The organism is Enterococcus olivae (assembly GCF_053760925.1).
In genome coordinates this window covers 1-26276 of record NZ_JBSMVT010000026.1, presented here as the reverse complement: position 1 = coordinate 26276, position 26276 = coordinate 1, and the positions used below count along the sequence as shown (strand labels likewise).

The 26276-nt window shown below is 39.7% G+C and carries 30 protein-coding genes; 11 read left to right on the top strand and 19 right to left on the bottom strand.

Annotated features, from left to right (window positions below; translation table 11 throughout):
* Positions 1-2 precede the first annotated feature (2 nt).
* From ACWODM_RS13480 to ACWODM_RS13435, 10 genes are all read right to left on the bottom strand, one after another.
* Positions 3-836 carry a hypothetical protein gene (locus tag ACWODM_RS13480; protein WP_455321888.1) on the bottom strand — a complete coding sequence of 278 codons (834 nt, stop codon included), beginning with the start codon at positions 834-836 and terminating at the stop codon, positions 3-5.
* 18 nt (positions 837-854) lie between these two features.
* Complete coding sequence (locus ACWODM_RS13475) at positions 855-1058, bottom strand: hypothetical protein (RefSeq protein WP_455321887.1); 204 nt, start codon at positions 1056-1058, stop codon at positions 855-857.
* Positions 1059-2858 carry a VirD4-like conjugal transfer protein, CD1115 family gene (locus ACWODM_RS13470; RefSeq protein ID WP_455321886.1) on the bottom strand — a complete coding sequence of 600 codons (1800 nt, stop codon included), beginning with the start codon at positions 2856-2858 and terminating at the stop codon, positions 1059-1061. It lies immediately after the preceding gene.
* Positions 2858-3514: a PcfB family protein gene (locus ACWODM_RS13465; protein WP_455321885.1), complete on the bottom strand. Its 657-nt coding sequence runs from the start codon at positions 3512-3514 to the stop codon at positions 2858-2860. Before ACWODM_RS13465 ends, ACWODM_RS13470 begins: the two co-directional genes overlap by 1 nt.
* Positions 3515-3596: 82 nt before the next feature.
* Entirely contained in the window at positions 3597-3683 is an 87-nt protein-coding gene (locus ACWODM_RS13460) for a DUF3789 domain-containing protein (protein WP_455321903.1), read from the bottom strand.
* 54 nt (positions 3684-3737) lie between these two features.
* Positions 3738-4874: a hypothetical protein gene (locus ACWODM_RS13455; protein WP_455321884.1), complete on the bottom strand. Its 1137-nt coding sequence runs from the start codon at positions 4872-4874 to the stop codon at positions 3738-3740.
* Between the two features lie 233 nt (positions 4875-5107).
* Positions 5108-6181 (bottom strand): ABC transporter substrate-binding protein, encoded by a 1074-nt coding sequence (locus ACWODM_RS13450; protein ID WP_455321883.1) that lies wholly within the window; start codon positions 6179-6181, stop codon positions 5108-5110.
* On the bottom strand, positions 6181-7017 hold the full coding sequence (locus ACWODM_RS13445; protein WP_455321882.1) for an ABC transporter permease: 837 nt from the start codon (positions 7015-7017) through the stop codon (positions 6181-6183). Before ACWODM_RS13445 ends, ACWODM_RS13450 begins: the two co-directional genes overlap by 1 nt.
* Entirely contained in the window at positions 7014-7823 is an 810-nt protein-coding gene (locus tag ACWODM_RS13440) for an ABC transporter permease (protein WP_455321881.1), read from the bottom strand. Before ACWODM_RS13440 ends, ACWODM_RS13445 begins: the two co-directional genes overlap by 4 nt.
* A gap of 10 nt (positions 7824-7833) precedes the next feature.
* Positions 7834-8919: an ABC transporter ATP-binding protein gene (locus ACWODM_RS13435; RefSeq protein WP_455321880.1), complete on the bottom strand. Its 1086-nt coding sequence runs from the start codon at positions 8917-8919 to the stop codon at positions 7834-7836.
* Positions 8920-9414: 495 nt separating this feature from the next.
* Between ACWODM_RS13435 and ACWODM_RS13430 the strand changes: the two genes are divergently transcribed.
* From ACWODM_RS13430 to ACWODM_RS13415, 4 genes are read left to right on the top strand one after another with little or no spacing between them, the layout of a single operon-like run.
* A complete protein-coding gene (locus ACWODM_RS13430; RefSeq protein ID WP_455321879.1) occupies positions 9415-10410 on the top strand; it encodes a YhdH/YhfP family quinone oxidoreductase in 996 nt (331 codons plus the stop codon).
* The gene (locus tag ACWODM_RS13425) at positions 10407-11147 is read left to right on the top strand and encodes a phosphopantothenate--cysteine ligase (protein WP_455321878.1); all 741 of its coding nucleotides are present in this window, start codon (positions 10407-10409) and stop codon (positions 11145-11147) included. The genes ACWODM_RS13430 and ACWODM_RS13425 overlap by 4 nt, the downstream gene beginning before the upstream one ends.
* Before the next feature lie 30 nt (positions 11148-11177).
* Entirely contained in the window at positions 11178-11726 is a 549-nt protein-coding gene (gene coaC, locus ACWODM_RS13420; RefSeq protein ID WP_455321877.1) for a phosphopantothenoylcysteine decarboxylase, read from the top strand.
* 13 nt (positions 11727-11739) lie between these two features.
* Positions 11740-12378 (top strand): ECF transporter S component, encoded by a 639-nt coding sequence (locus ACWODM_RS13415; RefSeq protein ID WP_455321876.1) that lies wholly within the window; start codon positions 11740-11742, stop codon positions 12376-12378.
* A 20-nt stretch (positions 12379-12398) separates the two neighbouring features.
* On the opposite strand, the gene ACWODM_RS13410 is transcribed toward ACWODM_RS13415, so the two are convergent.
* From ACWODM_RS13410 to ACWODM_RS13400, 3 genes are all read right to left on the bottom strand, one after another.
* Positions 12399-13022: a hypothetical protein gene (locus tag ACWODM_RS13410; RefSeq protein WP_455321875.1), complete on the bottom strand. Its 624-nt coding sequence runs from the start codon at positions 13020-13022 to the stop codon at positions 12399-12401.
* 19 nt (positions 13023-13041) lie between these two features.
* Positions 13042-13908, bottom strand: coding sequence for a UDP-N-acetylmuramate dehydrogenase (murB, locus tag ACWODM_RS13405; protein ID WP_455321902.1), 867 nt, complete (start codon positions 13906-13908; stop codon positions 13042-13044).
* Between the two features lie 100 nt (positions 13909-14008).
* Positions 14009-14923: a Gfo/Idh/MocA family protein gene (locus ACWODM_RS13400; RefSeq protein ID WP_455321874.1), complete on the bottom strand. Its 915-nt coding sequence runs from the start codon at positions 14921-14923 to the stop codon at positions 14009-14011.
* Between the two features lie 444 nt (positions 14924-15367).
* Here ACWODM_RS13400 and ACWODM_RS13395 point away from each other — a divergent pair, with 444 nt between their 5' ends.
* Complete coding sequence (locus ACWODM_RS13395) at positions 15368-15901, top strand: 3'-5' exonuclease (protein ID WP_455321873.1); 534 nt, start codon at positions 15368-15370, stop codon at positions 15899-15901.
* Positions 15902-15997: 96 nt separating this feature from the next.
* On the opposite strand, the gene ACWODM_RS13390 is transcribed toward ACWODM_RS13395, so the two are convergent.
* From ACWODM_RS13390 to ACWODM_RS13375, 4 genes are all read right to left on the bottom strand, one after another.
* Complete coding sequence (locus ACWODM_RS13390) at positions 15998-16522, bottom strand: N-acetyltransferase family protein (protein ID WP_455321872.1); 525 nt, start codon at positions 16520-16522, stop codon at positions 15998-16000.
* On the bottom strand, positions 16515-16988 hold the full coding sequence (gene tsaE, locus ACWODM_RS13385; protein ID WP_455321871.1) for a tRNA (adenosine(37)-N6)-threonylcarbamoyltransferase complex ATPase subunit type 1 TsaE: 474 nt from the start codon (positions 16986-16988) through the stop codon (positions 16515-16517). Before tsaE ends, ACWODM_RS13390 begins: the two co-directional genes overlap by 8 nt.
* Before the next feature lie 107 nt (positions 16989-17095).
* Positions 17096-18076, bottom strand: a complete 981-nt coding sequence (pta, locus tag ACWODM_RS13380; RefSeq protein WP_455321870.1) for a phosphate acetyltransferase — start codon at positions 18074-18076, stop codon at positions 17096-17098.
* 153 nt (positions 18077-18229) lie between these two features.
* On the bottom strand, positions 18230-18910 hold the full coding sequence (locus tag ACWODM_RS13375; RefSeq protein ID WP_455321869.1) for a uracil-DNA glycosylase: 681 nt from the start codon (positions 18908-18910) through the stop codon (positions 18230-18232).
* A 198-nt stretch (positions 18911-19108) separates the two neighbouring features.
* Here ACWODM_RS13375 and ACWODM_RS13370 point away from each other — a divergent pair, with 198 nt between their 5' ends.
* Both ACWODM_RS13370 and ACWODM_RS13365 read left to right on the top strand, forming a co-directional pair.
* On the top strand, positions 19109-19981 hold the full coding sequence (locus ACWODM_RS13370) for a Cof-type HAD-IIB family hydrolase (protein ID WP_455321868.1): 873 nt from the start codon (positions 19109-19111) through the stop codon (positions 19979-19981).
* 32 nt (positions 19982-20013) lie between these two features.
* Positions 20014-20535, top strand: coding sequence for an LURP-one-related/scramblase family protein (locus ACWODM_RS13365; RefSeq protein WP_455321867.1), 522 nt, complete (start codon positions 20014-20016; stop codon positions 20533-20535).
* Between the two features lie 169 nt (positions 20536-20704).
* On the opposite strand, the gene ACWODM_RS13360 is transcribed toward ACWODM_RS13365, so the two are convergent.
* Positions 20705-21271, bottom strand: coding sequence for a GNAT family N-acetyltransferase (locus ACWODM_RS13360; RefSeq protein ID WP_455321866.1), 567 nt, complete (start codon positions 21269-21271; stop codon positions 20705-20707).
* Between the two features lie 88 nt (positions 21272-21359).
* Between ACWODM_RS13360 and nrdI the strand changes: the two genes are divergently transcribed.
* The 3 genes from nrdI to ACWODM_RS13345 are packed head-to-tail and all read left to right on the top strand — an operon-like array spanning position 21360 to position 24395.
* Positions 21360-21818 (top strand): class Ib ribonucleoside-diphosphate reductase assembly flavoprotein NrdI, encoded by a 459-nt coding sequence (gene nrdI / locus ACWODM_RS13355; RefSeq protein ID WP_455321865.1) that lies wholly within the window; start codon positions 21360-21362, stop codon positions 21816-21818.
* A gap of 21 nt (positions 21819-21839) precedes the next feature.
* The gene (locus tag ACWODM_RS13350) at positions 21840-22679 is read left to right on the top strand and encodes a LysR family transcriptional regulator (protein ID WP_455321864.1); all 840 of its coding nucleotides are present in this window, start codon (positions 21840-21842) and stop codon (positions 22677-22679) included.
* Positions 22680-22733: 54 nt separating this feature from the next.
* On the top strand, positions 22734-24395 hold the full coding sequence (locus ACWODM_RS13345) for a MutS-related protein (RefSeq protein WP_455321863.1): 1662 nt from the start codon (positions 22734-22736) through the stop codon (positions 24393-24395).
* A gap of 67 nt (positions 24396-24462) precedes the next feature.
* On the opposite strand, the gene ACWODM_RS13340 is transcribed toward ACWODM_RS13345, so the two are convergent.
* Entirely contained in the window at positions 24463-25209 is a 747-nt protein-coding gene (locus ACWODM_RS13340) for an NADPH-dependent oxidoreductase (RefSeq protein WP_455321862.1), read from the bottom strand.
* Positions 25210-25404: 195 nt separating this feature from the next.
* Between ACWODM_RS13340 and ACWODM_RS13335 the strand changes: the two genes are divergently transcribed.
* Positions 25405-26073 carry an SDR family oxidoreductase gene (locus tag ACWODM_RS13335; RefSeq protein ID WP_455321861.1) on the top strand — a complete coding sequence of 223 codons (669 nt, stop codon included), beginning with the start codon at positions 25405-25407 and terminating at the stop codon, positions 26071-26073.
* Positions 26074-26276 lie beyond the last annotated feature (203 nt).

Below are 26276 nucleotides of genomic sequence, written 5' to 3'. Positions count from 1 at the left end.
CTCTATGCTGCGGTTGCGATAGATTTTGACCATCTACCTGTATAAAACAGACAAAAGCCTAATGCTATACAGTTTCCAATAATCGCAGAAGCAATCTCAATCACACCTTGATTGACACCTAACGAAAAAGCACTATTAACCAATATAGGGTAGAAACTTAAAACAATAAAAAGCAGTACGCCTTGCAGTGCTGCCGCAATAAATAATTTGAAAAAATTTTTCCCTATCTGACTAATCTCTGCAGACGGTAAAGTAGAAATAGGCATTGGAGAGATACATAAGTAAACATACAACTCCAAAAATCGCATAAAAACCATTACCTTGACTAGAATATTGGTAATTAAAGAAATAAGTAATGGAATCAGCAAGACGATTAATAAAACCATTCGAGAGAAAAAGTTTAATTCTGAGACTGTTTCCATCGCACTTGAAATATCTATCGATTGATTGTTACTAGCATCAATGCCCAAGTCAGCAATTCCTTGTGTGATTCGAATGCCAATTTCCATAATCGCTTGTAAAAAGATTGGTAAATAACGCATGACTAGCGTACAAATACCAATCTTTAAAAATAGTGGAATAAAAGGTTCCAATCCAAAACCATTGGAACTAGAAGAATGAAATCGTTGGGCTAATGACTGTAACTCTAGCAATAACAAAAATCCTAAAATTGAGTAAGCGATTGGTTTCACAACAACATTCATAATCGAGACGCTATAACGGTATAGTTCTGGCAAATATTGATTCAAATTTTGCGTCAACACGTCTTTTGACCCATTCGATAAGCTTAATTGATCACTAATCATTTCCAACAAAAATTCAATGGCTCCATTCAATTCTATGACCCCTTCCTATTACATCGTAATTGAGGTGATCCATGCACCAGCTGCAGTAATGATTGCTCCACCAACAGTCTGAAAAATAGCATTTTGCATACCAGGTCCGTTGTGATCTTTAATCGCACTCCCTAACTGAATAATGCCCCAAACGGTATATAAAGCACCTGCTGCTAAAACACCTCGTGATAACAACGACATTACTTGACTAAAATAATTCATTTATCTCTCTCCTTCATTTACTAGTTGATTGATTTCTTGGTATGCATATGTTTCTACAATTTTTACGTTGCGTAAAAATTCTTCCATCGGTCGTAAGGACACATTGTACTCATACCAATTATCGGGATTCGTATCCGATAATAATTTGTAATTTCGATGCTTTCGAGCATTGTATTTTTTTGATTTAAAAGCGGGTACCCCTCGTATTTTCAAAATACTATAGTCATTATCTAAGTTTGCTACTTCATCTTGATTGATTAAGTCTCTTCCTGTTTTATCAGCAGATTTCGAATAGGATCCTTGTCCACCATAGCTTTGACTATATTTCAAAATATCGATGGTTTCTTTTCCTACCAGTTGACTCACACGTTTCTGGGACGTTTCTTCCATTCCTCCCAAATATAAAAATGTATCGCAGGAGCCTGTAATATTCTCCCAGGTATGCTTATACAGATTTTTTAACTGGGCTAAATTTTGTAATAAAATTGACACTGAAATTTCTCGGCTACGAATAGTTGTTACTTTTTTATCAAAGCTAGGAATTTGTCCAATATTTGCAAATTCATCCAGAATACAGCGTACATGAATAGGTAACCGTCCATGATAGAGATTGTCTGCTTTATAGACTAAAACCTCAAACAAAATTTCATACATCATTGCAGCAATAAAATTGTACGTTTCATACGTGTCTGGTAAGCAAACGAAAAGGACTGTTTTCTCGTCGCCAATTTTGTCTAAATCTAATGTATCTTTGGAAACTAACTTCTCAATAGATGGAATATCAAAAGGCATCATCCGTACACTTGCACAAATCAAAATAGATCGAGCTGTTTTGAAAGTAGCTAACTTAAATGTATCGTATTGTCTCGTCGCAAAATGGTCGGGATATTCTTTTCGAAAGTCTTCAAATAAAACATCTAATGAGCTGATTAACTTCTCATCATCTGAATCAATTCTTCCTTCTCGTAATAATTTACCAACCATCGTCAGTGTCTGTTCTTCTGGCCGACCGACTGCCTTTAAGTAACTGATGATGGCACAATAAAGAGCCGTTTCAGCTTTTTCCCAAAATGGATCTCCAGATTTTTGTATTCGATTATCTGTATTCTTCATCAAATTATTGACAATCATCAGGACTCGATCCTCAGAATCTACGTAAGCTAGCGGATTAAAATAATCACACTTGGCTCGATTGACTAAATCAAAAACTTTTATTTTATACCCTGCATCTACAAGCATTTTTCCTGTTTCATGTGGCAATAAATTCTTCGATTCAGTAACCACATAACTGGAATGTAGTTGCATGAGATTGGGTTTTACAAATCCTAGTGTTTTCCCAGAACCAGCTCCACCAACGATTAATATATTTTTGTTTCGTTCATATTTTCGCTTCTTCTTTGGAAGACGAGTCTCCATGGTTAAACTTTCTGTCTCTGTTAAAAGGATATTTTGTTCCTTCTTTTTTGCTTTAAAAGGGGCACTGTCTTTGGCAGTCCCCCAACGAGCAGAACCATACTCTTCACCCGGGCGGTAATTTTTTTGACTCGAAGCTATATACAAACCTATTAATAGACAGCAAGAAAAGACGATTCCACCAGTAATTAAAGACATTTGAGTAAACTGAAAATCAATGGGTTCATTGATTAAATACGCTATCGTTCCATCAATTGTCTGATTCAATTTGGGAATCAAATCTCCTGACAAGGTAAGAAATAGTTTCGTCGCTCGATGAGCAATATAGAAAGCAAAGATTCCTAGAAATGTAAAAAGGAGGATGAGTTGTTTTGCGTTTTGACGCATTACCTCTCAACCTCCTTATTTTTCTTTCTTCTTTTCACATTTACTGGTTCTTTCTGAACAGCCTGATTATAGGTTTGAGCCTCTCTTTTGGCTTTTTCTAAACGTTCATTCACAGACAATGGTCGATTCTTCGTTTGTTTTTCCATTGAATGTTTTGGCTCACTTTCTCTTTCTCGATTTTTCTGTGACTTTGACTGATCACCTTTACTTGTAGCATCTTGTTCGGGCATTTTTTCTTGATTTACTTTTTGAAATTCGGAATCAAATTTGCTTAGGACTTTTTTAAAGGCTTGATTAAATATTTCTGCATCTTGTGCTTTAAAAAAAATTTGCCATTTCGTTTTTCCTTCTTTCACGACACTGAAATCAACTGCATATTGTTTTAATTCTTTTTGTAGTCTGCGTAAATCCGTCTGTTCTTCCAAAGGAACAAATGTAAGTTGACGATTTTGCTGCATCAATTCTTTCAAAGTTTGCTTACCCGTTTTTGGTGCTTGTTGCTGTTTGTGTTTCATGTGTTGTTTCTCCCTTTGATTTTCACGATGGTTCATTTTTTGGTACTCATACATTGACTTCATTGCACTGAGTACTAATTTTACCGTTAATTTAGAACTATCGACCATTTGAACCATCACTCGTTCATCAATGTCACTCAAAAATCTCCCTCCCAACTTAAAACTAAGATTATTTTATGTTACCCATTGATTCTTTTTCACCTTCTTCCTTCATGATAGAATCTCAAGTTTCTCTGTTAATTGAGAATAAGCACATGATTGATACACCAAACATTGCCCCTAAAAAAAGACCAAAAATAAATAAAAACACTATTCTTCACCTCACAAAAAAACAACCATGTCTAGAGATATTCATGGTCGTCGATTAAATAGTTTTATTTTTTTGTAGTTTTTCATATAACTCATGACACTTAGTTAAATACTTTTCTTTATTAGGATATCCACCACTATGCAACATCAATCCTGCCATCTGTAGCCAATGATTTCGAGCCATATTATAAAGATAACCAGATTCTGAGTTCAGTTCTTTGGTTCGTTTATTAAAAAAGTATCGCTGCAACATTTCATGCGTAGGCTTTTCAAAATATTCGGCAACAATCGTTAGTCCATCCAGATGATCTTGAACGTATTTTTTTGACTTATAAAGAATATCAATTACTTGTTTGGCTTCTTCTACCTGATCCGATTCAAAAGCAATCAGTTCCAGAGATTCTTCAGATAAAAAAGTTTCAGTCAAAATGTCAGCTAATGATTCTAATAATTGACTGCTCTTCATTTTCTCGGTATCGATGGTTTTAGTATCAGTAATAGTATCATTTTTTTCAGTAATAAATCTTTTATTAATTAATTTATTATCTGTACGTTTTGAGCAGTCCATTTTGAGCTGCTCATTTTGAACATTAGAAAAATCATTGGTTACATCCTGTTTTTTGGGATGTTCAATTTGAACATTCGAACTTTCCATCTTGATTTCATCGTGACTTTTTAGCCATTCAATAAGTGTATCTTTCTCTTTTTCAATTAGGTATTTAGGTAAAATCAGTCGGAAGTTTTCCATTGTTTGGTCTTCGTATTTACGGATCCGTTTATGATAATAATGAAAATTGTATTCATAAGCTTCTTCAAACAAATGAATCATATCCTCTACCAAAAATGGTTCCATACTAAAAAGATAGGAAAAGATAAAACTCTTCCCATCTCGTTTCCTAAACTGAAGAATGTATCCTTCCTCAATTAATTCTTGCCAACATTTGTCTATTTTTCTGCGACTATTTTTGATGGAACGTTTATATAATTCACTTTTATAAAGTTTAAACGATTCAGGGTATGAAGCGATACTAATTAATAATCCTCTCGCTTCATAACTCAACTGTTCATTTTGAGCGAGTTCTCTTGGGATTGATTCATATCCTTTATTTCTACTGAATTTCAAAAGCGATCCATCTTTCTTTTTAGATGGTATGCGTTGGTTAAATTCATTCGTAAATTGAAATATACTCATTTTTTTCTTTTCCTCTCATTATTTAGAAATAAAAAAAATGGTAAAAACACTGATTTATCAAGGGTTTATAACTATTTTCTCTGGAAGAAAATTTTGGAAGAAAACATAAAATAACAACAAAAAAACGGCTTTTTAGCCGTTTTTGGAAGAAAATTGGAAGAATGACGGTAAAAAAGACAGATTAATCGCCTCCAAGATTGTTGAATATACGCCATTCTTACCGAAGATTGGTACTATTTCCTATACATCTTCAGCTCCAAGAACAAATCATTATAAATACTTAGATACTCTTGTCCTAAATCTTCATACACTTCCAAATGAGAGACCAGTTCGTCTGATGGATAGAATTGTTCATCTTCTGTGATCTCAGCTGGTAAAATTTCCAGAGCTTTTTCGTTTGGTGTAGAGTAGCCAATGTATTCCGCATTTTGAGCAGCATTTTCTGGTTCCAGCATGAAATTGATGAAATCATAGGCGCCGTCAATATTGGTAGCTGTTTTTGGAATCACAATATTGTCAAACCACAAGTTGGAGCCTTCTTCAGGAATCACATAATGGATATGCTCGTTTTCCCACATCATATCGGCTGCTTCCCCTGAAAAAGTTACCGCAACCGCACTCTCTTCATTTGCCATGTACATCTTGATCTCATCGGCAACGATCGCTTTGATGTTCGGTGTCATCTTTCGAAGTTTTTCTACTGCTTCTTCTAACTCCGTATCATTTTTACTATTCAGTGAGTACCCCAAGCTATTTAGTCCCAGGCCAATCACCTCTCGCGCGCCATCGATCAACATGATATTGTCCTTCAACTCTGGACGCCACAGATCATCCCATGAAGAGATTTCTTCTTCACTAATCACCTTATCATTATAAACAATACCTAAGGTTCCCCAGAAATACGGGATTGAATAAGCATTGTTTGGATCAAAGCTGAGATCGAGAAAACGTGGATCGATATTATCTAGGCCTTGAATTTTTGAGTGATCCAATTCGATGACTAGATTTTCTTCGATCATTTTTTGAATCATGTACTCACTCGGAATAGAAATATCGTACGCCGTTCCTCCTTGACGAATCTTGGTAAACATTGCCTCATTGGAATCAAAGGTGTCATAGTTGACCTTATAGCCATACTCATCTTCAAATTTTTTCAAGAGATCGGGATCAATATAATCCCCCCAGTTATAAACATTCAATACTTGAGCACCCACCATACCTGTGGCCTTCTCCAGTTGACGAACGCCAAAAATCAAAATCAGGATGATGGCAAGAATACCGATGATCAACGATTGTAGTCTTTTCATTATAGATCCGTCACCTCGCTTTTCTGGCGGTTTCGGCGTACACGACGCGAAACATTCTCTTTACTGATAAAGTAATAGCCGACGACCAAAATCATTGAGAATAAGAAAACTAGAGTACTCAATGCATTGATCTCTAAACTGATTCCTTGTCTGGCACGTGAATAAATCTCTACCGACAAGGTACTGAAGCCATTTCCTGTGACAAAGAAGGTCACAGCAAAGTCATCCAAAGAATAGGTAAATGCCATAAAATAACCAGCGATGATCCCTGGTGACAAAAACGGCAAAATGATATTTTTGACGACTTGCAGATTGTTCGCTCCCAGATCCCTCGCTGCATCGACCATTGAATCATTCATTTCTCGTAGCTTTGGCAAGACCATCAAAACAACGATCGGAATACTAAAAGCAATATGCGAAAGGAGCACACTGAAAAATCCTAGATTGAAGCCACGGAACAAGCTACCGATCAGCGTAAAGAAGATCAAAAAACTGGCACCGATGATGACGTCAGGTGAAACGAGTAAAATATTGTTCATACTCAGCAAAGCATTACGCATCGCTCGCTGTTTCGTGTAATAAATCGCCATGGCACCAAATGTTCCGATAGCTGTCGCGATCAATGCTGACAAAAAGGCCAGCATGAAGGTATTCAGGACAATGATCAGCAATCGAGAATCTTCAAAAACAGCCGTATAATTTTCCCAAGTGAAGCCAGTAAAGCTATTCATCGTTCCCCCGTCATTGAAGGAATAAAAAACCAGGTACAAAATTGGTGCATACAATAAGATGAAAACGATCGTCAGATAGAGATGGGACCATTGAAATTTTTTCATTTTCTTTGGCCTCCTTTTTTCTTCTCACCAGTCAGTAGCATCACGACAAACATCGCAATGATCAGTACGACTCCGATCGTCGAACCCATTCCCCAGTTTTGTGTGACTAAGAAATGCTGCTCGATCGCCGTTCCTAAGGTGATCACGCGATTTCCTCCGATCAGGCGTGTCAACATGAACAAAGAGAGTGACGGAATAAAGACCGCCTGCACGCCACTCTTCACGCCATTTAAGGACAGTGGAAAAATGACTCTACGGAAGGTTTCAAAGCTGTTCGCTCCGAGGTCACGACTAGCACTGATCAAAGAAGGATTCATTTCTTCCAGTGCATTGTAGATCGGCATGATCATAAAAGGCAACTCGATATAGGTTGCAACTACTAGGAAGCTGAAATCAGTGAACAGAATCTGCTGTGGACCCACACCAATAAAATCTAGGAAGTTGTTGATACTTCCATTGATACTAAAAATACCGATAAATGCATAAGCTTTTAACAGTAGATTGACCCAAGTCGGTAAAATGATCAGCAGTAACCACAGATCTTTGTGCTTTAATTTTGTTAAAAAATAAGCTGTTGGATAACTGATCAACAAGGTGATCACAGTGATCAAAAACGCGTACCACACAGAATTCAGTGTCATTGTCAGATATTTTCCCGAGGCAAAATACGTTTGGTAGTTCAATAATGAGAACTGACCGTTCATATCAAAGAAAGATTGATAAACGATCAAGACGACCGGTGCGATCACAAACAACAACAGCCAAAACAAATAAGGTACTGCATAAATTCGTCTGATTTTTGTCATTTCACCCCTCCTACTCTTCGTAACTTTCTAAACGTGCATCAAAGTCTTCTTCGGATTCGTTGAAACGCATGACATGGATATCCTCTGGTTCAAAGGAAAGTCCGATCTGACTACCCTCTACTGCTTTTCTCGTAGAATGGACCATCCACTCATTTTCCTGTTCATCGTAGCAAATGATTTCGTAATGGACACCGCGGAATAGCTGCGTATCGACCCGAACGATCAATTTGCCTTTTTCCATTGAAGTCAGGCTCAGATCCTCTGGTCGAATCACTACTTCAACTGGCTCGTTTTTACGCATCCCACTATCGACACACTCAAATTTTTTGCCAACAAACTCAACCAGATTGTCCTCTAGCATTGTTCCGTTGACGATGTTGCTTTCCCCCACAAAATCAGCCACAAAATGGTTGATTGGTTCATCATAAATATCTACCGGTGTTCCACTTTGAACGATCTCACCTTTGTTCATGACAAAAATCTCGTCACTCATCGCTAAGGCTTCCTCTTGATCATGGGTGACAAAAATAAAAGTGATCCCTAAACGTTGTTGTAATTCACGCAGTTCGTATTGCATATCTGTGCGCAATTTCAAATCCAACGCAGAAAGCGGCTCATCCAACAGTAAAACTTTCGGCTCATTGATGATCGCCCGAGCAATTGCCACACGTTGCCGCTGACCACCTGACATTTCGCTGATCTCACGAGTTGCATAGCCATCTAAACGAACTAAGCGTAACGCTTCATTGACTTTATTTTCAATTTCTTTTTTCGGCAGCTTTTTGATCTTTAAACCAAAAGCGACGTTGTCAAAAACATTCATATGCGGAAACAATGCATAATCTTGAAAGACTGTATTGACTTGGCGTTGATTCGCAGGCACATCGTTGATTCGTTTCTCATCAAAGAAAATATCCCCTTCAGTCGCCTCAGAAAACCCAGCGATAATTCGCAAAATCGTTGTTTTCCCACAACCTGATGGACCAAGCAACGTATAGAATTTTCCTTCTTCTATCTCAAAATTCACACTCTTCAAAATCGTCTCATCATCGTACCGCTTCACTACATTGTTAAATGAAATGATTGGTTTTCCCACTCTTCTTTCCTCCCTGAACCCAGTTTATTATATGTGATTGTTTCCGAATAAGATTGTTCGTGTTTTTCACTGTTTTCTACAATATATACTTGCCTTTTTCGGTTTTTCAACATACTGCTTAAGAATAATTTTTTTTTTGTAAAAACACAAGTAAATTATTTCAGAAATCCAGATTTTTTCAGTAGGAAAGTCACGCTTCATAATCAATGGCTCCATCGGATCATTGGATAGCCCAGAGGTTTCTGATTTGATCGATCATAAGATAAATGACAAGCGATAGATTCACGACGTCGCGATTGATTTTAATCAAACCTTCTTCTAGTGAAATAGTTAACTTTTGCTGTGAACATTCCCGCAGAAAAAAGAAATTATGGTATGATGGTACTATTAAATTATTTTCAAAAAACCAACGAAATAACAGCAGTCAATGCACATAGTTTCAAATGGATAGTATTTTTTACTTATTAAATAAAAGAAATACGAGGAGTGAACCAGATGGACAATTTTTTAGCTTTTGAAGTAACGCAAGTAGAGAATGTCTTTGCCAGAGGTGTGATTCGAAAAGAAAACGAATCGTTAAAAGAACAGCAGGTGAATATCAAAGTCGATTACTCGGATGTCAATTACAAAGACGCCTTGGCTTCTTCTAAAAAGGGCGGTGTGATTCGTGACTATCCAAGAGTTCCCGGCATCGACTTAGCTGGCGAGATCGTGGAATCTCAGGATGAAAACTGGCCGGTAGGCAAAAAAGTTCTAGTGACTGGTTATGGTTTGGGTGTGAGTGCTGACGGTGGTTTTAGTCAGTATCAGCAGGTCCCAGTTGAATGGTTGGTTGCTCTACCGGAAGCATTGACGACCAAAGAAGCAATGACTTTAGGAACCGCTGGCTTCACTGCAGCACTGGCTGTTCAAGCATTGGAAAAAGAACAGCTGCCAAAAGAAAGTTCCTTAGTTGTCACTGGTGCTTCTGGTGGTGTCGGAAGTATCGCGGTAGCTCTTTTGCACCGTCTAGGCTATACAAATATCCTCGCTGTTTCTCGAAAAAAAGAACAGGTGGATTGGCTACTGGAATTAGGAGCGACACAAATAGTCACACCTGAAGAAATTCTTCCCGAGACTCCAAAAGTACTGGCAAAACAAACTATCTCTGCCGTGATCGATACCGTCGGAGGAAACCTGTTGTCTGGTCTATTGCCGCAGCTTCAGTATGGCGGTGCTGCTTTCTTGTGTGGGAACGCCGGGGGAATCAAGATGGAGACCACTGTCCTGCCCTTCATCCTGAGAGGAATCAAAGTAGTTGGGATTGATTCAGTCAATGTCCAAATGCCTTTGAGAAAAACCACTTGGGATTTCTTAGCTGAACATCAAGCAATGATCCAAACATTGAATTATCAAGAAATACGATTAAACGACTTGGACAGCACAATCGAGGCCTTACTAGCCGGTGAACATCAAGGTCGAACAATCGTTGATATGGAAGTGAATGTATGAATATTTTGATTACTGCTGGTGGCACGTCTGAGAGAATCGACAATGTTCGTTCCATCACCAATCATTCAACAGGAAAATTAGGAAGTTTGATCGCAGAGGCTTTTTTAGCTCAAGGAGACACTGTCGACTATGTAACAACCGCCAGTGCTATCCGACCAAAAAGCCAATCGTCGATTCGCTTCCATCAAATTGAAGGAACGCAGGAGTTGTCGGAAAAACTAAGCCTTCTGCTTGAGAATAATGCTTATGATGCGGTCATCCACAGTATGGCAGTTAGTGACTTTACGCCCGCACAAAGTCTGTCTCAAGAAGTCTTTTTAGAAAAACTCAACCAGCTAGTCGCCACAAAAGAAGTGGTCACTGCGCAGGATTTGTCTTTCTTTCTAAATACTGACCAAGCAAGCGAAAGCAAGATTTCTTCCAACACTGACCAGTTGTATTTGATTCTTGAAAAAACACCAAAAGTCATTCAGCAGGTCAAAAAAATCCAGCCAACCACACGCTTGGTTGGTTTTAAGCTGCTAGTGGATGTCTCAAAAGAAGAACTTTTGTCAGTTGCTAAAAAAAGTTTAGAGAAAAGTCACTCTGATTATGTTCTGGCAAATGATCTAACCTCTATCCAGCCAGACAAACATACCGGATACCTATTAAATAACAAAGGGGAAATCGCTGGGAAAGCCGATACGAAGGAAGAAATAGCTCAATTGATTGTCAAAACAATCACAGTTAGCCTATAATGGATAAAAAGCTACGGAAAGGATCACGCGATGAAAAAACGTATTTTACTAGCTGTTAGTGGCAGTATCTCAGCCTATAAGTCAGCCGATCTAACCAATGAATTGACCAAATTAGGATATGAAGTAGATGTCATGATGACAAAAAGCAGTCAAGCATTCATCACACCTTTGACTTTACAATCACTGTCCAAACGTCCAATTCACACAGATGTGATGGAAGAGATCGCTCCAGATAAAATCAATCATATTGAATTAGCCAAGCAAGCGGATCTATTTGTTGTGGCTCCGGCAAGTGCCAATATTATCGGTAAATTAGCGAATGGCTTGGCAGATGATCTTGTCTCAACTGTGGCGATGGCTCTGCCTCCAGCTACGCCTAAATTAGTGGCTCCGGCAATGAATACCAATATGTACCTCCACCCTCTTTTGCAAAAAAATCTTGCTATTTTGAAGGAAGTTGGGTATAAAGAGATAGCACCTCGCGAGTCTTTGCTGGCTTGCGGTGATTTTGGCTCAGGCGCCTTAGCTACAGTCGAAACCATTGTCGCTAACATAACAGAGACATTGGAAGCTCAATAAAGGAGGTTTCTATATGAAACGACAAGAAAAAACATTTCAATTAGTATTGACCGCTTCTTTTTTAGCGATTTTGATTTTATTATCTAGTGTCCCTTTTCTCGGTTTTATCCCGATTGGTCCATTGAATGCGACGACTCTGCATATCCCAGTCATTATCGGATCGATCGTCCTAGGACCTAAACGCGGAGCCTTTTTAGGAGCCTGCTTTGGCTTGATGAGTATGATCCGTTCAACAATCGTGGTTACCCCTTTGTCTTTTGTCTTCTCTCCCTTCATTGCTCCTCTGGGAGAAGTAGGAATGGGTAGTTGGAAAGCTCTTTTGATCGCATTTATTCCAAGGATCTTGATTGGAGTTGTTCCTTACTTTGTGTACAAGGGATGCCAGAAGCTCTTGAAAAATAAAATGAAGACTCTGGGTCTGTTTATTGCCGGGATCTCTGGGGGATTGACCAATACGATCTTGGTGATGAACATGATTTATTTTCTTTTCCAAAGAGATTATGCAACCGTAATTGGTGAAGCCGGCAGTGCTGTCTATACCGCCATCATTTCAGTGATCTTTGCTCAAGGTGTACCTGAATCGATTGTCGCCGGAATCGCCACAGCAGCTGTGTCAGCAGTCTTACTAAAATTTACCGAACAACGAGAATAAAAAAATGATCCCTTCAGAGCCTAGCTCAAAGGGATCATTTTTGTTTGTTTTTCAAATTGATAAATCGCAGCAGGGATACTAGTCAGCTGATCAAAATCGGCACAATAGGAATAGAGGGTCTTGCTGTTTTTATCATGGACTAGCAACCACTCATCCGTCGAAAAATCTTTGAAGCCATAAATGTCATAAACATCAGTCTCTGAGACTTTTTCTGTCTGTGACAGAATTTGATCCTCTTCTTTCAAATAGGCAGTATAGCTTTTGCCCTTAAATCCAATGGTTTCCTCGGAAGTTGACAGCTGATCAAAGAATTCAATCGGAAGTCTTTGAGCCGTTTCAGAAACATACAATTTCTCGAGGGTTTCCATGATCACTTTTCCTTTGGCTGCCAGATAATCTTCTTCAGGATAGCCTTTGATCGTGTATAAAGTATCATATGCTGACAGCTTTCCGACTTTTCTATGGTAATCAAAGTGATCGGCATTCAACACAGGATAATACAGTTGCTCCTCGTACTTGATCGCTGATTCCCCTTCATTACTGTCATCCACATAGACCGCACGTAGCTGATTGCTTCGGATAAACCAAACTACCACCAGTAAAAAGCACACGCCAATCATCCACCAGCTCTTTTTTTTCCTCATCTTGTATTCCTCCAAGAATTTAGCTTTCTTCACCAATGATTCGTACTTCGGGTTCTAGCTGAACATCAAATTTTTCTTTGATTACTTCTTGGATATGCGCGATCAGTTCCACGTAGTCAGTAGCTGTCGCCTGATTAATGTTCACGATGAAACCGGCATGTTTCTCTGAGATTTGCGCGCCACCCCAAATCAAGCCCTGCATTCCAGCATCCTGGATCAGTTTTCCAGTAAAATGACCTTCTGGACGCTTGAAGACACTGCCACATGAAGGATATTCTAAGGGTTGCTTGGATTCTCTCAGATAGGTCAGCTCTTCCATTTTTGTTCGGATCATACCTTCGTCGCCTTGCTCAAGTTCAAAACGGGCATTCAAAACGATCCCTTGCATTTGCTGGATGTCGCTATGACGATAGCTAAAATTCATTTCTTCATTCGTCAAAGTACAAACCGTTCCATCTGGAAACAAGACATCACTGGAAACAAAAACATCCTTGATCTCGCCACCATAGGCTCCTGCATTCATAAAGACAGCACCACCGATGCTTCCCGGAATCCCACAAGCAAATTCAAGTCCCGTTAACCCTTCAGCCAGTGCTGCATAGCTGGTATCGATCAGGCGTGCCCCTGCTTCGACGGTGATCATGGTCCCTTCCACGCGAATCTCTTTCATGTCGAGCAGCATGATGACCAAGCCACGAATCCCTCCGTCTCGTACGATCAGATTGCTGGCATTTCCCAATACTAGCCAAGGGAAAGCTGTTTCCTGGCAATAGTTGATCAAGGCCTCTACTTCTTCTCTGGTTTTTGGAAAGGCTAAAACATCAGCAGGTCCGCCAGTTTTAGTAAATGTATAGTTCATCAATGGTTCATCTAGTAATAACTTCATTTCAGGAAATTGTTTGATTAATTCTTCGCTTTTCACTGTCAAAATGCTCCTTCTCTTAAATATCTGATTCATTTTAACATGTTCTTCACAAACTGACTACTTAGTTGTAGCCTTCTTCATGTTGTTTTAACATTTTGCAGCAAAGCTCATGACTCAAACCAATCTTTTCCTGTTTCAAGTGGTTGTCTTCACCCGATGCAACAGCCTCTAAAAATTGTTCTACCATTTGCTGGAAGCCTCTTTTTTCTAGAGTATTCTGCCAATCTCCAAAGGTTTCGATCGAAGTTCCCGTTGTCTCGATTTTTTTCAATGTCGTCAAATCTTCGACTAAATAAGTACCTTGAGGACCAGAAACTTGGAACACTTCCCGATTGGCTCCGCTTTTAAGATCCATCGTCAAGACAGCCGATGTCTGCGCTGTTTCAAGCCTTAGAAAAGCCGTTTCCATCCCCGTCTCTGATTCTCGAATATAGCTGTCAAATGCCAGAATTGGTTCATCCAGCAGATAGACTGCTGTATCGACTAGGTGTAAGAACAAATCATAAATTTCAAAGGCAGTGGGTTGGATCGAATGGGCTCGGTTTTTTTGTAGCAGGATCATGCGTTTTTCAGGCAGTTCCTTCAATTGGCTGACTAATGGTGCAAAGCGTCGATTGAATCCAAGCATCAACAGTTTATTTTTTTGCTTGGCTAAAGCCTGTAGCTCTAAAACCTCTTGGTAATTTTCACTAAGCGGCTTGTCAACAAAGACATGAAGATCATTTAGCAGACACTCTTTGACTAAACCATAATGGCTAGTCGTCGCACTATGAATGAAACAGGCTTCGATCCCCTCATCAATCAATTCCTGCAAATTGTTTTTCATTGAACGGAGCTGATACTTTTCCTTCAATTGTTTTTGTACGTCTTGATTTCTGGTAGCAAAGAAAAAAGTTGCTTTGTGCTGCAAGGCAACATATGTCGGCAAGTAAGCCTTTTGAGCAATACCGCCTAATCCGATCACGCCGATTTTCATTGCAATTCCTCCTCATTTGTTTGATATCGTCCCCTCAAGTGTAACAGGAAACACAGTATTTTCCAGAACTTTAAGTAAAGATTCCTCTTTTGAAGACGATTTTGAGAAAATCTTGCTTGAAGTCAGCGTCGCATTGAATTCTAAATACATCATAAAATCTATTTTCTAAGCTAACAGGATCCTATCCAGTATTTCGATCAAAGGAAAATTTTGTTTTAGAAATTTCAATATCGCCTTGTGCAGGTTCAAGTGGGTTTCACGGTTGGCAAAAGTAGCTTTTGTCGCGTAGCAATCCTATTGTAAAGTAAACACAAATTGTCGTTTTTTTATATCAGAAGATTTGAAAGAAACCCAGACAGATGCTAAAATTCATACAGACAACTTGAAACATGCTCCATGTTTCATTGAACGAATATATCCTTGTCATCAAAAGAGGTGAAACGCATGAACTTTATCGCAATGGACTTTGAAACAGCCAATTATCAAAAACACAGTGCCTGTTCAGTCGCACTGGTAATGGTTCGAAACAGCAAAATTGTCGGCGAATACTATACATTGATTCAACCAGAAACTGACTTTTTTTGGAGAAATATCCAAATTCATGGAATCCATCCTACCGATGTAGCCACTGCACCAAAATTTCCAGAAGTTTGGCAGCAGATCGAACAGTACTACAATAAAAACAGTCTGATCGTCGCCCACAATGCCGGTTTTGATACCGGTGTTTTAGCTGGCTGTTTGGATTATTATGGATTGAAACAACCAAGTTATTTGTCTTTATGTACAGTAAAAACCAGTCGAAAATTGTATCCTGAGGTTCCCAATCACAAATTGAATACGATGTGCGATTTTTTGAAGATTCCTTTGGACAATCATCATGATGCCTTAGAAGACAGTCGTGCATGTGCCAATATTTTACTCCATCAGGAAAACTATTTTGGTGTAGAACCGTTAAAAAAATTGGTGCAAATGAAATAAGAGACGAAACGATTCATCTCTTTGACAGTAAAAATCTGAACGATAAAACGCGTGAAAACCGCCTCCTATCGTTCAGATTTTTTGTCTTCTTATTCATTAGTCGATCAATCGACTCATCAGCAGAACGTCTAAAAATTCTCCTTCATCGCTGATTGCTCCACGTGCCATGACGGCTTCGGTCTGAAAGTCAAATTTTTCATATAGCCTACGTGCTCGTGTGTTTTGATTTTGAACAGTTAATTCCAAACGACGGATACAACCAGACGTCTCCGACCAGTCGATCAATTCCTCCATCAGGACACTGCCTAAACCGATCCCCCAGTAATCTTTTAAAATAGAGAGACCTATTTCTCCAATATGTGCGACTCGCTTTTCTTCACTTCCACGAATCGAAGCTGTTCCGATCAATGTTTGACCATTGTAGGCAAGTAATAGCAAATTGTTAGGACTATCGTAGATTGCAGCTAAATGATGCGCCAATAATTCTGGTGTCAGTTCAAGACCTTGTTCATCCATGACTAAGAATTCTGTTTCTTGGCTGATTTGTTCCATCACTGTCAGCACAGCTTCCGCATCTTCTGGCAAAGCTTCGCGAATGATCAGATCCACCGCTTCAGACATGATCTTGCTCCCACTGCGCCAAAATACGAGCTTCCAACGCTTCCGCCTGTCTGCCAAATGCTTTGAAGCTCACCAAACGTTTGTCCAGATCTGTCGGATCCTTCTCTATAAGCATTTCCAAATAATCTACTGGCAAAGCTTCTTTCAACAAATTGCCCCACTCGATCACCGAAAAGCCGTCACCTTCAAAATATTCATCCAAACCTAAATCAGCCGCTCCACTTTCTACCCGGTAGACATCCATATGATAAAGGGGGATTCTTCCCTGAGGATACTCGCGAATAATCGTATAGGTTGGGCTTTTTATCATTTGCTCGATACCTAAACCTTTGGCGATTCCTTTCGTCAAGGTGGTTTTCCCAGCACCTAGGTCACCTGTTAACACTAAATTATCACTTGCTTTGGCAGTTTCTCCAATAATCACTGCCAGTCGTTCTGTTTGTTCGATAGATTCTAAAACAATCATTTTCTACGCTCCACTTTCTTTGAATTCTCGCTTAGTATAGCATTTTTTCTTAAAATCGCAAAAAGAGCTGTCGCGGCATCCGCGACAGCTCTCGTTTGTATTCACTCTTAGCCCATCAATGATTGAGCTGCTGTAATAATAGAGAGTTTGTAAACATCTTCTTCGTTACATCCGCGAGACAAGTCAGATACTGGCTTGTTCAAGCCTTGCAAGATTGGTCCAATCGCTTCAAAGTTACCAAAACGTTGAGCGATCTTGTAACCAATATTTCCTGATTGTAGATCTGGGAAGACAAAGACTGATGTTTTACCAGCAACATCTGATTCAGGTGCTTTCAATTGTGCCACTGACTGGATGTAAGCTGCATCAAATTGTAATTCACCATCGATAGCCAATTCAGGGGCCATTTCTTTAGCAATTCTTGTTGCTTCAATCGTTGCATCCGCTTGAGGAGCTTTTGCTGAACCTTTTGTAGAGAAGCTCAACATTGCTACACGAGGATCGATCTCAAACATTTCTGCAGTATGTGCAGAAGCGATCGCGATTTCAGCTAACTCTTGAGGAGATGGTGCCACATTGATCGCACAGTCCGCAAAAATGTATTTTTCTTGTTCGTTTCCGCGCATCATCAAGAAGGCTCCGCTTGTACGGCTGATCCCAGGTTTCGTTTTGATGATTTGTAAGGCAGGACGCACAGTATCTCCAGTGGAATGAATCGCTCCTGATACTAATCCATCAGTGATTCCCATGTAAGTCAGCATTGTGCCAAAATAATTTTCGTCTTTTAGTAGCTCTTCTGCTTGTTCTTTGGTTACTTTTCCGTTACGGCGTTCTACAAATGCTTCAACGATTTGATCCCAACGGCCACAGTTGTCTGGGTCATAGATTATCATATTTGAAATGTTGATTCCACGAGTAGCAGCAGCTTGTTCGATTTCGTGTTGTTTACCGATCAATACAGGCTCAACCAGCTCTTCCCCTTTCAAGCGCGCAACAGCACCTAAAATTCGTGTATCCGATGCTTCAGGGAAAGCGATTCTAATCCCGCGACGAACGACTTTAAATTTTAAACTATCAAATAATTCCATGAACAATAACCTCCAGATTTTTTATACACTTCTATCATACACCATCTTGAAAAAAAAGAACAGTTTTTTTCTCTGTATCAATAGGAAAAACAGCTGGATTGTTAAGGTATTCACATAGTTTATCTACTCTGCTTCAGTTCAATTCTATAACTGTTATACTTTTGTAGGCAATTGCCAATTGATCGGCTCTTTTCCCATTGAAAGCAATGCTTGATTGGCCTGAGAAAACGGCCGAGAACCAAAGAAGCCTCGATGGGCTGACAATGGACTTGGATGGACCGAACGAATGATCACGTGTTTATTGGTGTCGATCATTGCGATTTTTTGCTGTGCTGGTTTGCCCCACAAAATGAAAACAACGGGATCTGGTCGGTCGTTTAATTTTTGGATGATTGTATCCGTTAGCTGCTCCCAGCCTTTGCCACGATGCGAATAGGCTTGACCTTCACGAACAGTCAATACTGTATTCAACAAGAGTACCCCCTGCTCCGCCCAAGAAGTCAAATATCCATGATCAACAGGCGGAATCCCAAGATCTTCCTGAAGCTCTTTGTAAATATTTTTTAATGATGGGGGAATCCGAACACCTGGTTGTACAGAAAAAGACAATCCATGTGCTTGATTGGGTCCATGATAAGGATCCTGACCCAAAATGACGATTTTGACTTTTTCATAAGGTGTCTTTTCTAAAGCTTCAAAAATATGAAACATATCGGGATAAATCTTTTGCGTGCGGTATTCCTGTTTCAAAAATTCACGTAGTTCTAAATAATACGGCTGTTGAAATTCTTCTTCCAATACCTCTTGCCAGCTATTGTGAATGATTTTTTTCATACAAATGCCTCCTTGTCTGTGTTAAGGAATGGTTCTCCGCTTCTTTCTCTCTGATGCGAGTCTAGTGAGTCTCTTTGACCTCTTTAGCATAGCCCAGATTCCTTCCTTCTACAAGCAGCGAAATTCATTTTTCTCTGCAACAAAATTTCTTTTTTATGGTAAACTAAAGAAGAATCAGAGGAAGAGAGGATTGCTTATATGATTAAATTGATTGCCTCCGATATGGATGGCACTTTGCTGGATGGAGACATGCGAATTTCTCAAGAAAATATCGAAGCGATTCGATACGCAACCTCAAAAGGGGTTGAATTCATGGTCGCTACGGGTCGGAATCGGGCAGAAGCTCTATCCCCCCTAGAAGATGCTGGTATTGAATGTGCTATGGTTACTTTGAATGGAGCGCAAGTCTTTGATAAAGAAGGCCGTTCGATTTTTACAGTACCGATCGAATTGGAAACCGTTCAAGGGATATTGGATGTATTGGAAGAACACGGGGCTTACTTTGAAGTATCGACTACAAAAGGTGTTTATTCTGAAAGTAAAGAACAGCGTATTGAGAATTTTGCCTCTCACTTGGCAGAAGCAATGCCCCATTTGACTTATAAGATGGCGATTGCCATGACTGTCGCTCGGTTAGAATTTTTACCGATCCATTTTGTCGACAGTATCCGGGAACTGATCCTTCAAGAAGAGGTTACTGTTCTCAAAATTTTTGCTTTCCATCATGGTGGTGCAGCAGACTTAGGTCCTATCGCTAAAAAAATCGATGCACTGAAAGAATTAGTGGTTTCATCTTCTGGGCAAAACAACCTTGAAATCAATCATCGTTCTGCTCAAAAAGGAATCGCAATCGGTCATGTTGCATTGAATCGCGGCATTGATCTTTCTGAAGTAATGACGATCGGAGACAATCTAAATGATGTCAGTATGATCCAAGCCGGTGGTGTGAGCTTCGCAATGGGGAACGCTCTACCGGAAGTCAAAGAATACGCAAAATATGCGACAGATACAAATGTTGAATCTGGTGTCGGCAAAGCGATTCGTCGAGCAATCGACGAAGAATTGGCATAAACCCTTCTGAACAATAAATTGGAGGTATGGTCATGTCCGAATTCTTTATTCAAGAAAAACAATTAAGTGCGATTACACGAACAGTCATAACAGACGAAGATGGACATTCCCTTTATTTGCTTGTTGGGCGCTGGGGAACCAAAGGAGACGCACTCTCTCTTTACCGTATGGATGGTTCTCTTGTGGCAAGTATCAAGCAAGTCAGCTTTACTTTCGGCAACCGCTTCGAAATTTATGAAAACTATCAAAAAGTAGGTACCTTGCAAAAAATATTCAACTGGCCAGGAGACTTTTATTATATCAAACAGTTGAAGTGGCGTGCCCACGGCGATATCTACAACCATCATTACAGAATCCATCATTTCACCAAAAAGATTATGTCTATGGATAAAGCTAGTTTGCTTCGAGGCGACTTTTATGTTTTGGACGTGATCGATGATCAGGATGCTCCAAAATGTATTTGCATCGCAGCAATCATGGATTACTGGTTGTACAACCGCAAAAAACAGCAAAGCGAAAACTATAAATTAAAGTTGGCAAATTATTTTGAATAAAAAGAAAATATGGTACAAGTAAAAAACAAGACAAAAATATCCAAACAATTTAGAAGAACTGTCACCTATCTAGGTGACTTTGCGACGAGGACCATGAGGACCGCAGGAGCAATAAGCTTCTATTGTTTGGATATTTTACTGTTAAACAACTGATTTCCCAGTCCTTTTTTTATGCATTCAGTTCTTTTTGCATATGATTGTACTGATGCCCACAGATGATTTGTTGTCCGATAACTTTAAAGCCCTTGCGTTCATATAGTCGCTGAGCATTCGGGTTTGCTTGATCTACACAAAGACCGATTCGTTGTTTGTTTTCTCTTTGAGCAATCCGGTCTAGCGAATCGATCAATTCAGAGCCAACCCCTTGCCCTCTAAAGTCTTCATTCACGCAAATCGTATCCAGATACCATTCACCAGGGTAAGCTTCTGGATCTGTAAATAGCTTTTGATCTTCAATCCCCAAAGACAACAAAGCCTGAGTAAAGCCTTGATCGATGATTCCTTCATCTTCTGCCGGATATCCAAAAGCAATCCCAGCGACTTGACCATCAATTTCTTTGACAAGACCTCTTTTATAACCATAACGGTACGTAGGATCTTTGACTGCCTCCGTCAATACCTCAATTGTTTTCTCTTCTCCGAGCTTCTTCACAAACGGTAATTCCATATCATTTAAAACAACTAGAACCAGTTTGGCGATCTCAGCTCCGTCTTCTTTTACAGAAAAACGAATCATGACCTTCCATCCTTTCTTTTAGAGAAATAATCGTTATTCTCTGTTTAACCTCAAAATTTTTGTTATACTGGATTTAGGAGGTCACAAAATGAACATTCTCTATATTTCTATTTCAGGGAATACGCGCTCTTTTGTAACGCGCATGCAGGATTTTGCCAAGCAAAAACACAGTGAAAACCCTGATTTTCCTATTATACATGCAAAAGAAATCCACGACAACAGTTTAGAGCAAGCTGAAACAGAACCCTTTTTTGCAGTGGTCCCAACCTATCTAGAAGGTGGAAATGGGATCGACAGCGGAGACAAGGAGATTTTGACTGAAGCCTTGCGTGACTACATTGCCTTTGAAGACAATGCCACTCTTTGTTTAGGTGTGATTGGAGGAGGAAACAAAAACTTCAATTACCAGTACTGTCTGACAGCCAAACAATACGCCGAACAATTTCAAGTACCCTTTCTTGCCGATTTTGAATTGCGAGGAAACAGCAATGAAATCGAGACTATCTATGTTACGCTGAGTAAATACTGGCAGAAGCATGTCAGTTGATTTTTTTTAAGAGGTGATTATTTGTTTCAAGTATTAATAACTTTTCTTTCTGTTTACGAGACACATAATTTTACTCGGACAGCTGACAGTTTGTTTTTATCTCAACCAACTGTTTCGGCACAAATCCGAAAATTAGAAGAGCGCTTGAATGTCTCCTTGTTTATTCGTAATGGAAAACAAGAGATCATTCCAACGAAAGAAGCCGATTTTCTGTACCCACGCGTATTAAAAATCATCGAAGAATGGGAAGATGTCATCCATCATATCAGTACACAAAATAATTTTAGAGAAAAATGCGTCTTTGCCAGCTCGCAAACTTGCGGTGCTTTTCTTATCCCTAAGATCGTTCCGGTTCTTATCAAGCAATTTCCGATGATCGATTTTAGCTTTCCTACTATGTCCGGAGATAAGATCATCCGTTCTCTCGAAAAAGCCAAGATCGATTTTGGCTTGATCGAAACTGCTGAGCGAAGCAACCAAGTAGACCGTTACTTGATTGGAAGAGATGAACTAATCTTAGCGGGGGATCCAGCTTCTGATTTTTGGCTTTTGCCGGAAACCAACTCTCCGTTAGCCGAGTTGAATGAATCTTATCTAAAGGTTCGTAATTTAACCCCACAGATTATCCGGACCAATAACCATGAGATGACACTAGCTTTGCTGAAAAACGGGGTTGGAAAAACGATTATTTCAAAACTAGCACTGGTTGATACGGCAATTCCTTGGAAAGAGTTACATATCAACAGCGAGCGTGATTTTTATTTCTTAACGAGACAGAAGGTTGTCTCTGAAGAACTGGCTGAGGTCGCACAATTCATTAAAGAAGAAATTCAAAAACTCAACCAACAACATACGAAGTAAGATTTTTCTGACTGGAAAATCTTACTTCCTTATTTATATCTAAGGAGGAAAGTCATGGACGACCGATTATTCGTGATCCTGATTATTTTAGCAGTGATCATTTTGCTGATTGCCACCGATAGTTATCAAAGACTAAAGCTCAAACGTTCTGTGAAAGAACGTTGGGGAAAAGTTCCCAATCAGCCTCGATTCGACAAGGAAGAAAGCCTGAAACAGGCTTGGCAGGAGGAACGCTCTTTTACTAAATGGCATAGTGAGATCGATGATATCACCTGGTATGATCTGGATATGCTCTCTGTTTTTGAATTATTGAATGCGACCTACTCAAGCGTAGGATCTGAAGCCCTTTATCAGCGGCTTAGAAATTACCGCTGGCAAGAAGATACCGAAATGGAACGTCTGATTGAGTTTTACGAAGCAGCTCCGGAAAAAAGAGAGAAAATCCAATACCATTTTGCACAACTAGGTAAGCAAGACAAAAATTTTTCCAAGCATTATTTGGCTAAGAAACAAAAGAAACGCTTGGGATCTCTCCCCTTTTTTCTGTTGCTAGGAAGTCTTCCTTTTATAGGACTGCTGCTTTTTCTATTGGGTTGGAAGCAAGGTCTGATCTTGATCATCGCAAGCATTATCTTCAACATGATCTACTATCAAGTCAAAAAGGCACAACTGGAAACAGAGCTGACGAGCATGCGCTATCTTGTGCAAACAATCACTACAGGTATCAAGGTCGCAAAGATTGCGCATCCTCTACGACAGGAAATTCAACAAAGTCTAAAGAAACTGAAAAGCCTTCCCCGTTTTGGCTTCTCCTTTAGAGTCAAAAATAATTCTGAAACGGAAGTGCTTTTTGACTACTTGAACATGATGGTCATGATGCCCTTTATTTCCTATGGTTTTGTTTTAGACAAGATCGAGCGCTACAATCAAGAAGCCATTCGACTGTGGGAATTATTGGGAAAACTGGAAATTGCTGCCGCTATTTTAAATTTCCGGACCTTTATGCCGGTCACTAGTCAGCCGAGTTTTGCAGATGGCGCGGTACATGCAGCGAACGTTTACAATCCTTTATTGGAGGAAGCCGTAATGAATCCGGTCGATTGGTCGCAGACGACACTGATCACTGGATCCAATGCTTCCGGCAAATCTACCTATGTCAAAAGTATCGCCATTAATTGTATCTTGGCACAGACGATTCAAACAACCCTCGCAGAATCTTTTACGATGCAATACGGCCACGTATTCACTTCAATGGCTGTCGAAGATGATCTTTCTGAAGGAGACAGTTATTTTGTAGCAGAGATCAAATCTGTCAAACGACTACTCGATGCAGTAGCGACAAAAAAACGTTGCTATTGTTTTGTCGATGAGATCTTGAAAGGCACGAATACGGTGGAACGGATCGCCGCTTCCTCCAGTGTCGTTCATTGGCTCAGCCAGTCTGTCAGTCTATCAATGGTCGCCACACACGATATCGAATTGACAGAGATTTTAAAAATGAGTTGCGCTAACCTCCATTTCTCAGAGCAAGTAACCGATGAAGAAGGCATCTCTTTTGATTACAAAGTTAAGCAAGGTCCTGCTCAGACTAGAAATGCAATCGCCTTATTAAGCGTATTGGACTATCCAGAAGAAATTATAGAGCAAGCAAAAAAAGAAGCCCACTACTTTGATAGTTACCGGAAGTGGCAACCACTATCGACAGAATCCAATTGAAAAAAGCAGCGTGCGTATGCATGCTGCTTTTGCTTTCTACAATCAAATCATCCTTTAGGTGAACAGTTTACTGTTCTTTCATTGGAAAATCAAAGCCTTGCTTTACTAAAAAATCAAATACTTCTGGTCGACGTAAAGTATGGTAATGTGCCTGCACTCTTTGACTCCAGTCTGTACATCGTGTATTGCGGGAACGTTGTTGGTAGTAATGATTCATCCTTTGATCGTACTCAGCAATAACGACTGGATCTGCTTCCTGATAGCGATCGATTTTCAGGATTTCTTCTGCAAAAAGTCGTGGTTTGACTTCATTTTTATTTTTAGGATAACCGATCGTCAAGCCATATAGCGGGAAGGTATAGGCAGGTAATTCAAGCATTTCTGAGATTCGGTCAAGATCATTGCGGATCCCCCCAATATAGCAGATTCCCAATCCTTGAGATTCTGCGAAGACTGCCATGTTTTGTGCAGCAATCGTCGTATCTATAATTGAAACAATCAAAGATTCCATCGAAGTGATCGCCTTCAGATCCTGTGTCGTCTCTCTAGCGATCTGATAATTGCGATTCAAATCAGCAACAAAGAGGTAAAACACGCCCGTATTTTCTACATGCCCCATCCCATTGGCTATTTGTTCAATTTCATGGCGCTTGTCAGGATCCCTGATCTCGATGATCGAGTAAGCTTGTACAAAATTTGAAGATGAACCGCTTTGAGCCGCTTGAAGCAGCTGCATTTTCAATTCTTCCGGCAAGTCTTTTCTTTCAAATGATCGAACCGAACTGTGACTGGTGAACTGGTTTAAAAAATCCATTGATTCGTGCTCCTTTACTTTTAATGGTTGGTCCCTATTAAAAATATTCTATAACTGATTTTCTATTTTTTCAAATGAAGTCCCCATCTCCCTTTGATTCCATGAACAAACTTTTTGACTTGCCCAAATAGATAAGAGTAGACTGAATAGAATACAACAATATATTGTGAAGCTAAAAGGAAAGGAAGAGATTCAATGAGGATTTTGATTATTGGCGCAAACGGACAAATTGGTAAACAATTAGTAGAAAAACTTCAACAGTCACACTCCCATACGCCCATTGCCATGGTACGAAAAACAGAACAATTAGCTCAATTCAAAGAGAGGAATATTGACACTGTTTTAGGTAATCTAGAAGGTTCTATTCAGGAGTTGCAACAGACCATCGAAGCAAGTCAGGCAGAGGCTATCGTCTTTACAGCTGGTTCAGGTGGTCACACGGGTGCAGATAAAACGATCCTGATCGACTTAGATGGTGCTGTCAAATCAATGGAAGCGGCCAAGCTTGCCGGCGTCCAACGCTTTGTAATGGTCAGCGCGATCGGTGTCCACAAGTGGCATACCGATGCAAAACTCCCAAGTGAGCTTTCTTACTATTCAGCTGCTAAGTACTATGCAGATCATTGGTTGCAAAAGAGCGACCTCGACTATACGATCATTCGTCCAGGTCGTCTAACAAATGACTCTGGGAATGGGAAGATCAAACTGGGCGAAACCTTGGCACACAAGGAGATCCCTAGAGAAGATGTTGCTTCCCTCATCCTTGCAGTTCTGGAAAATGAAGCGACCATCAATCAATCCTTTGATGCCGTTGGTGGAACAGTTCCAATCGTAGAGGCTGTTGAGTCACTGGCAAAGAATTAAGAAGCGGAAAATTTCCGCTTTTTTTTATTAATGACTTTAGTCCGTTTCACTCGCAAAGCGTGTGAAACAAAAAAAACGCGCGCTTATAGGCGTGGACGAAGTAGCTTTAGCGTTAAAAAACTCCTTTCGATATACTAATAAGTGGCTACCAACCGCTTATCAAATCGAAAGGAGTTTTTTTATGTCTACTGATGATAAAAGTT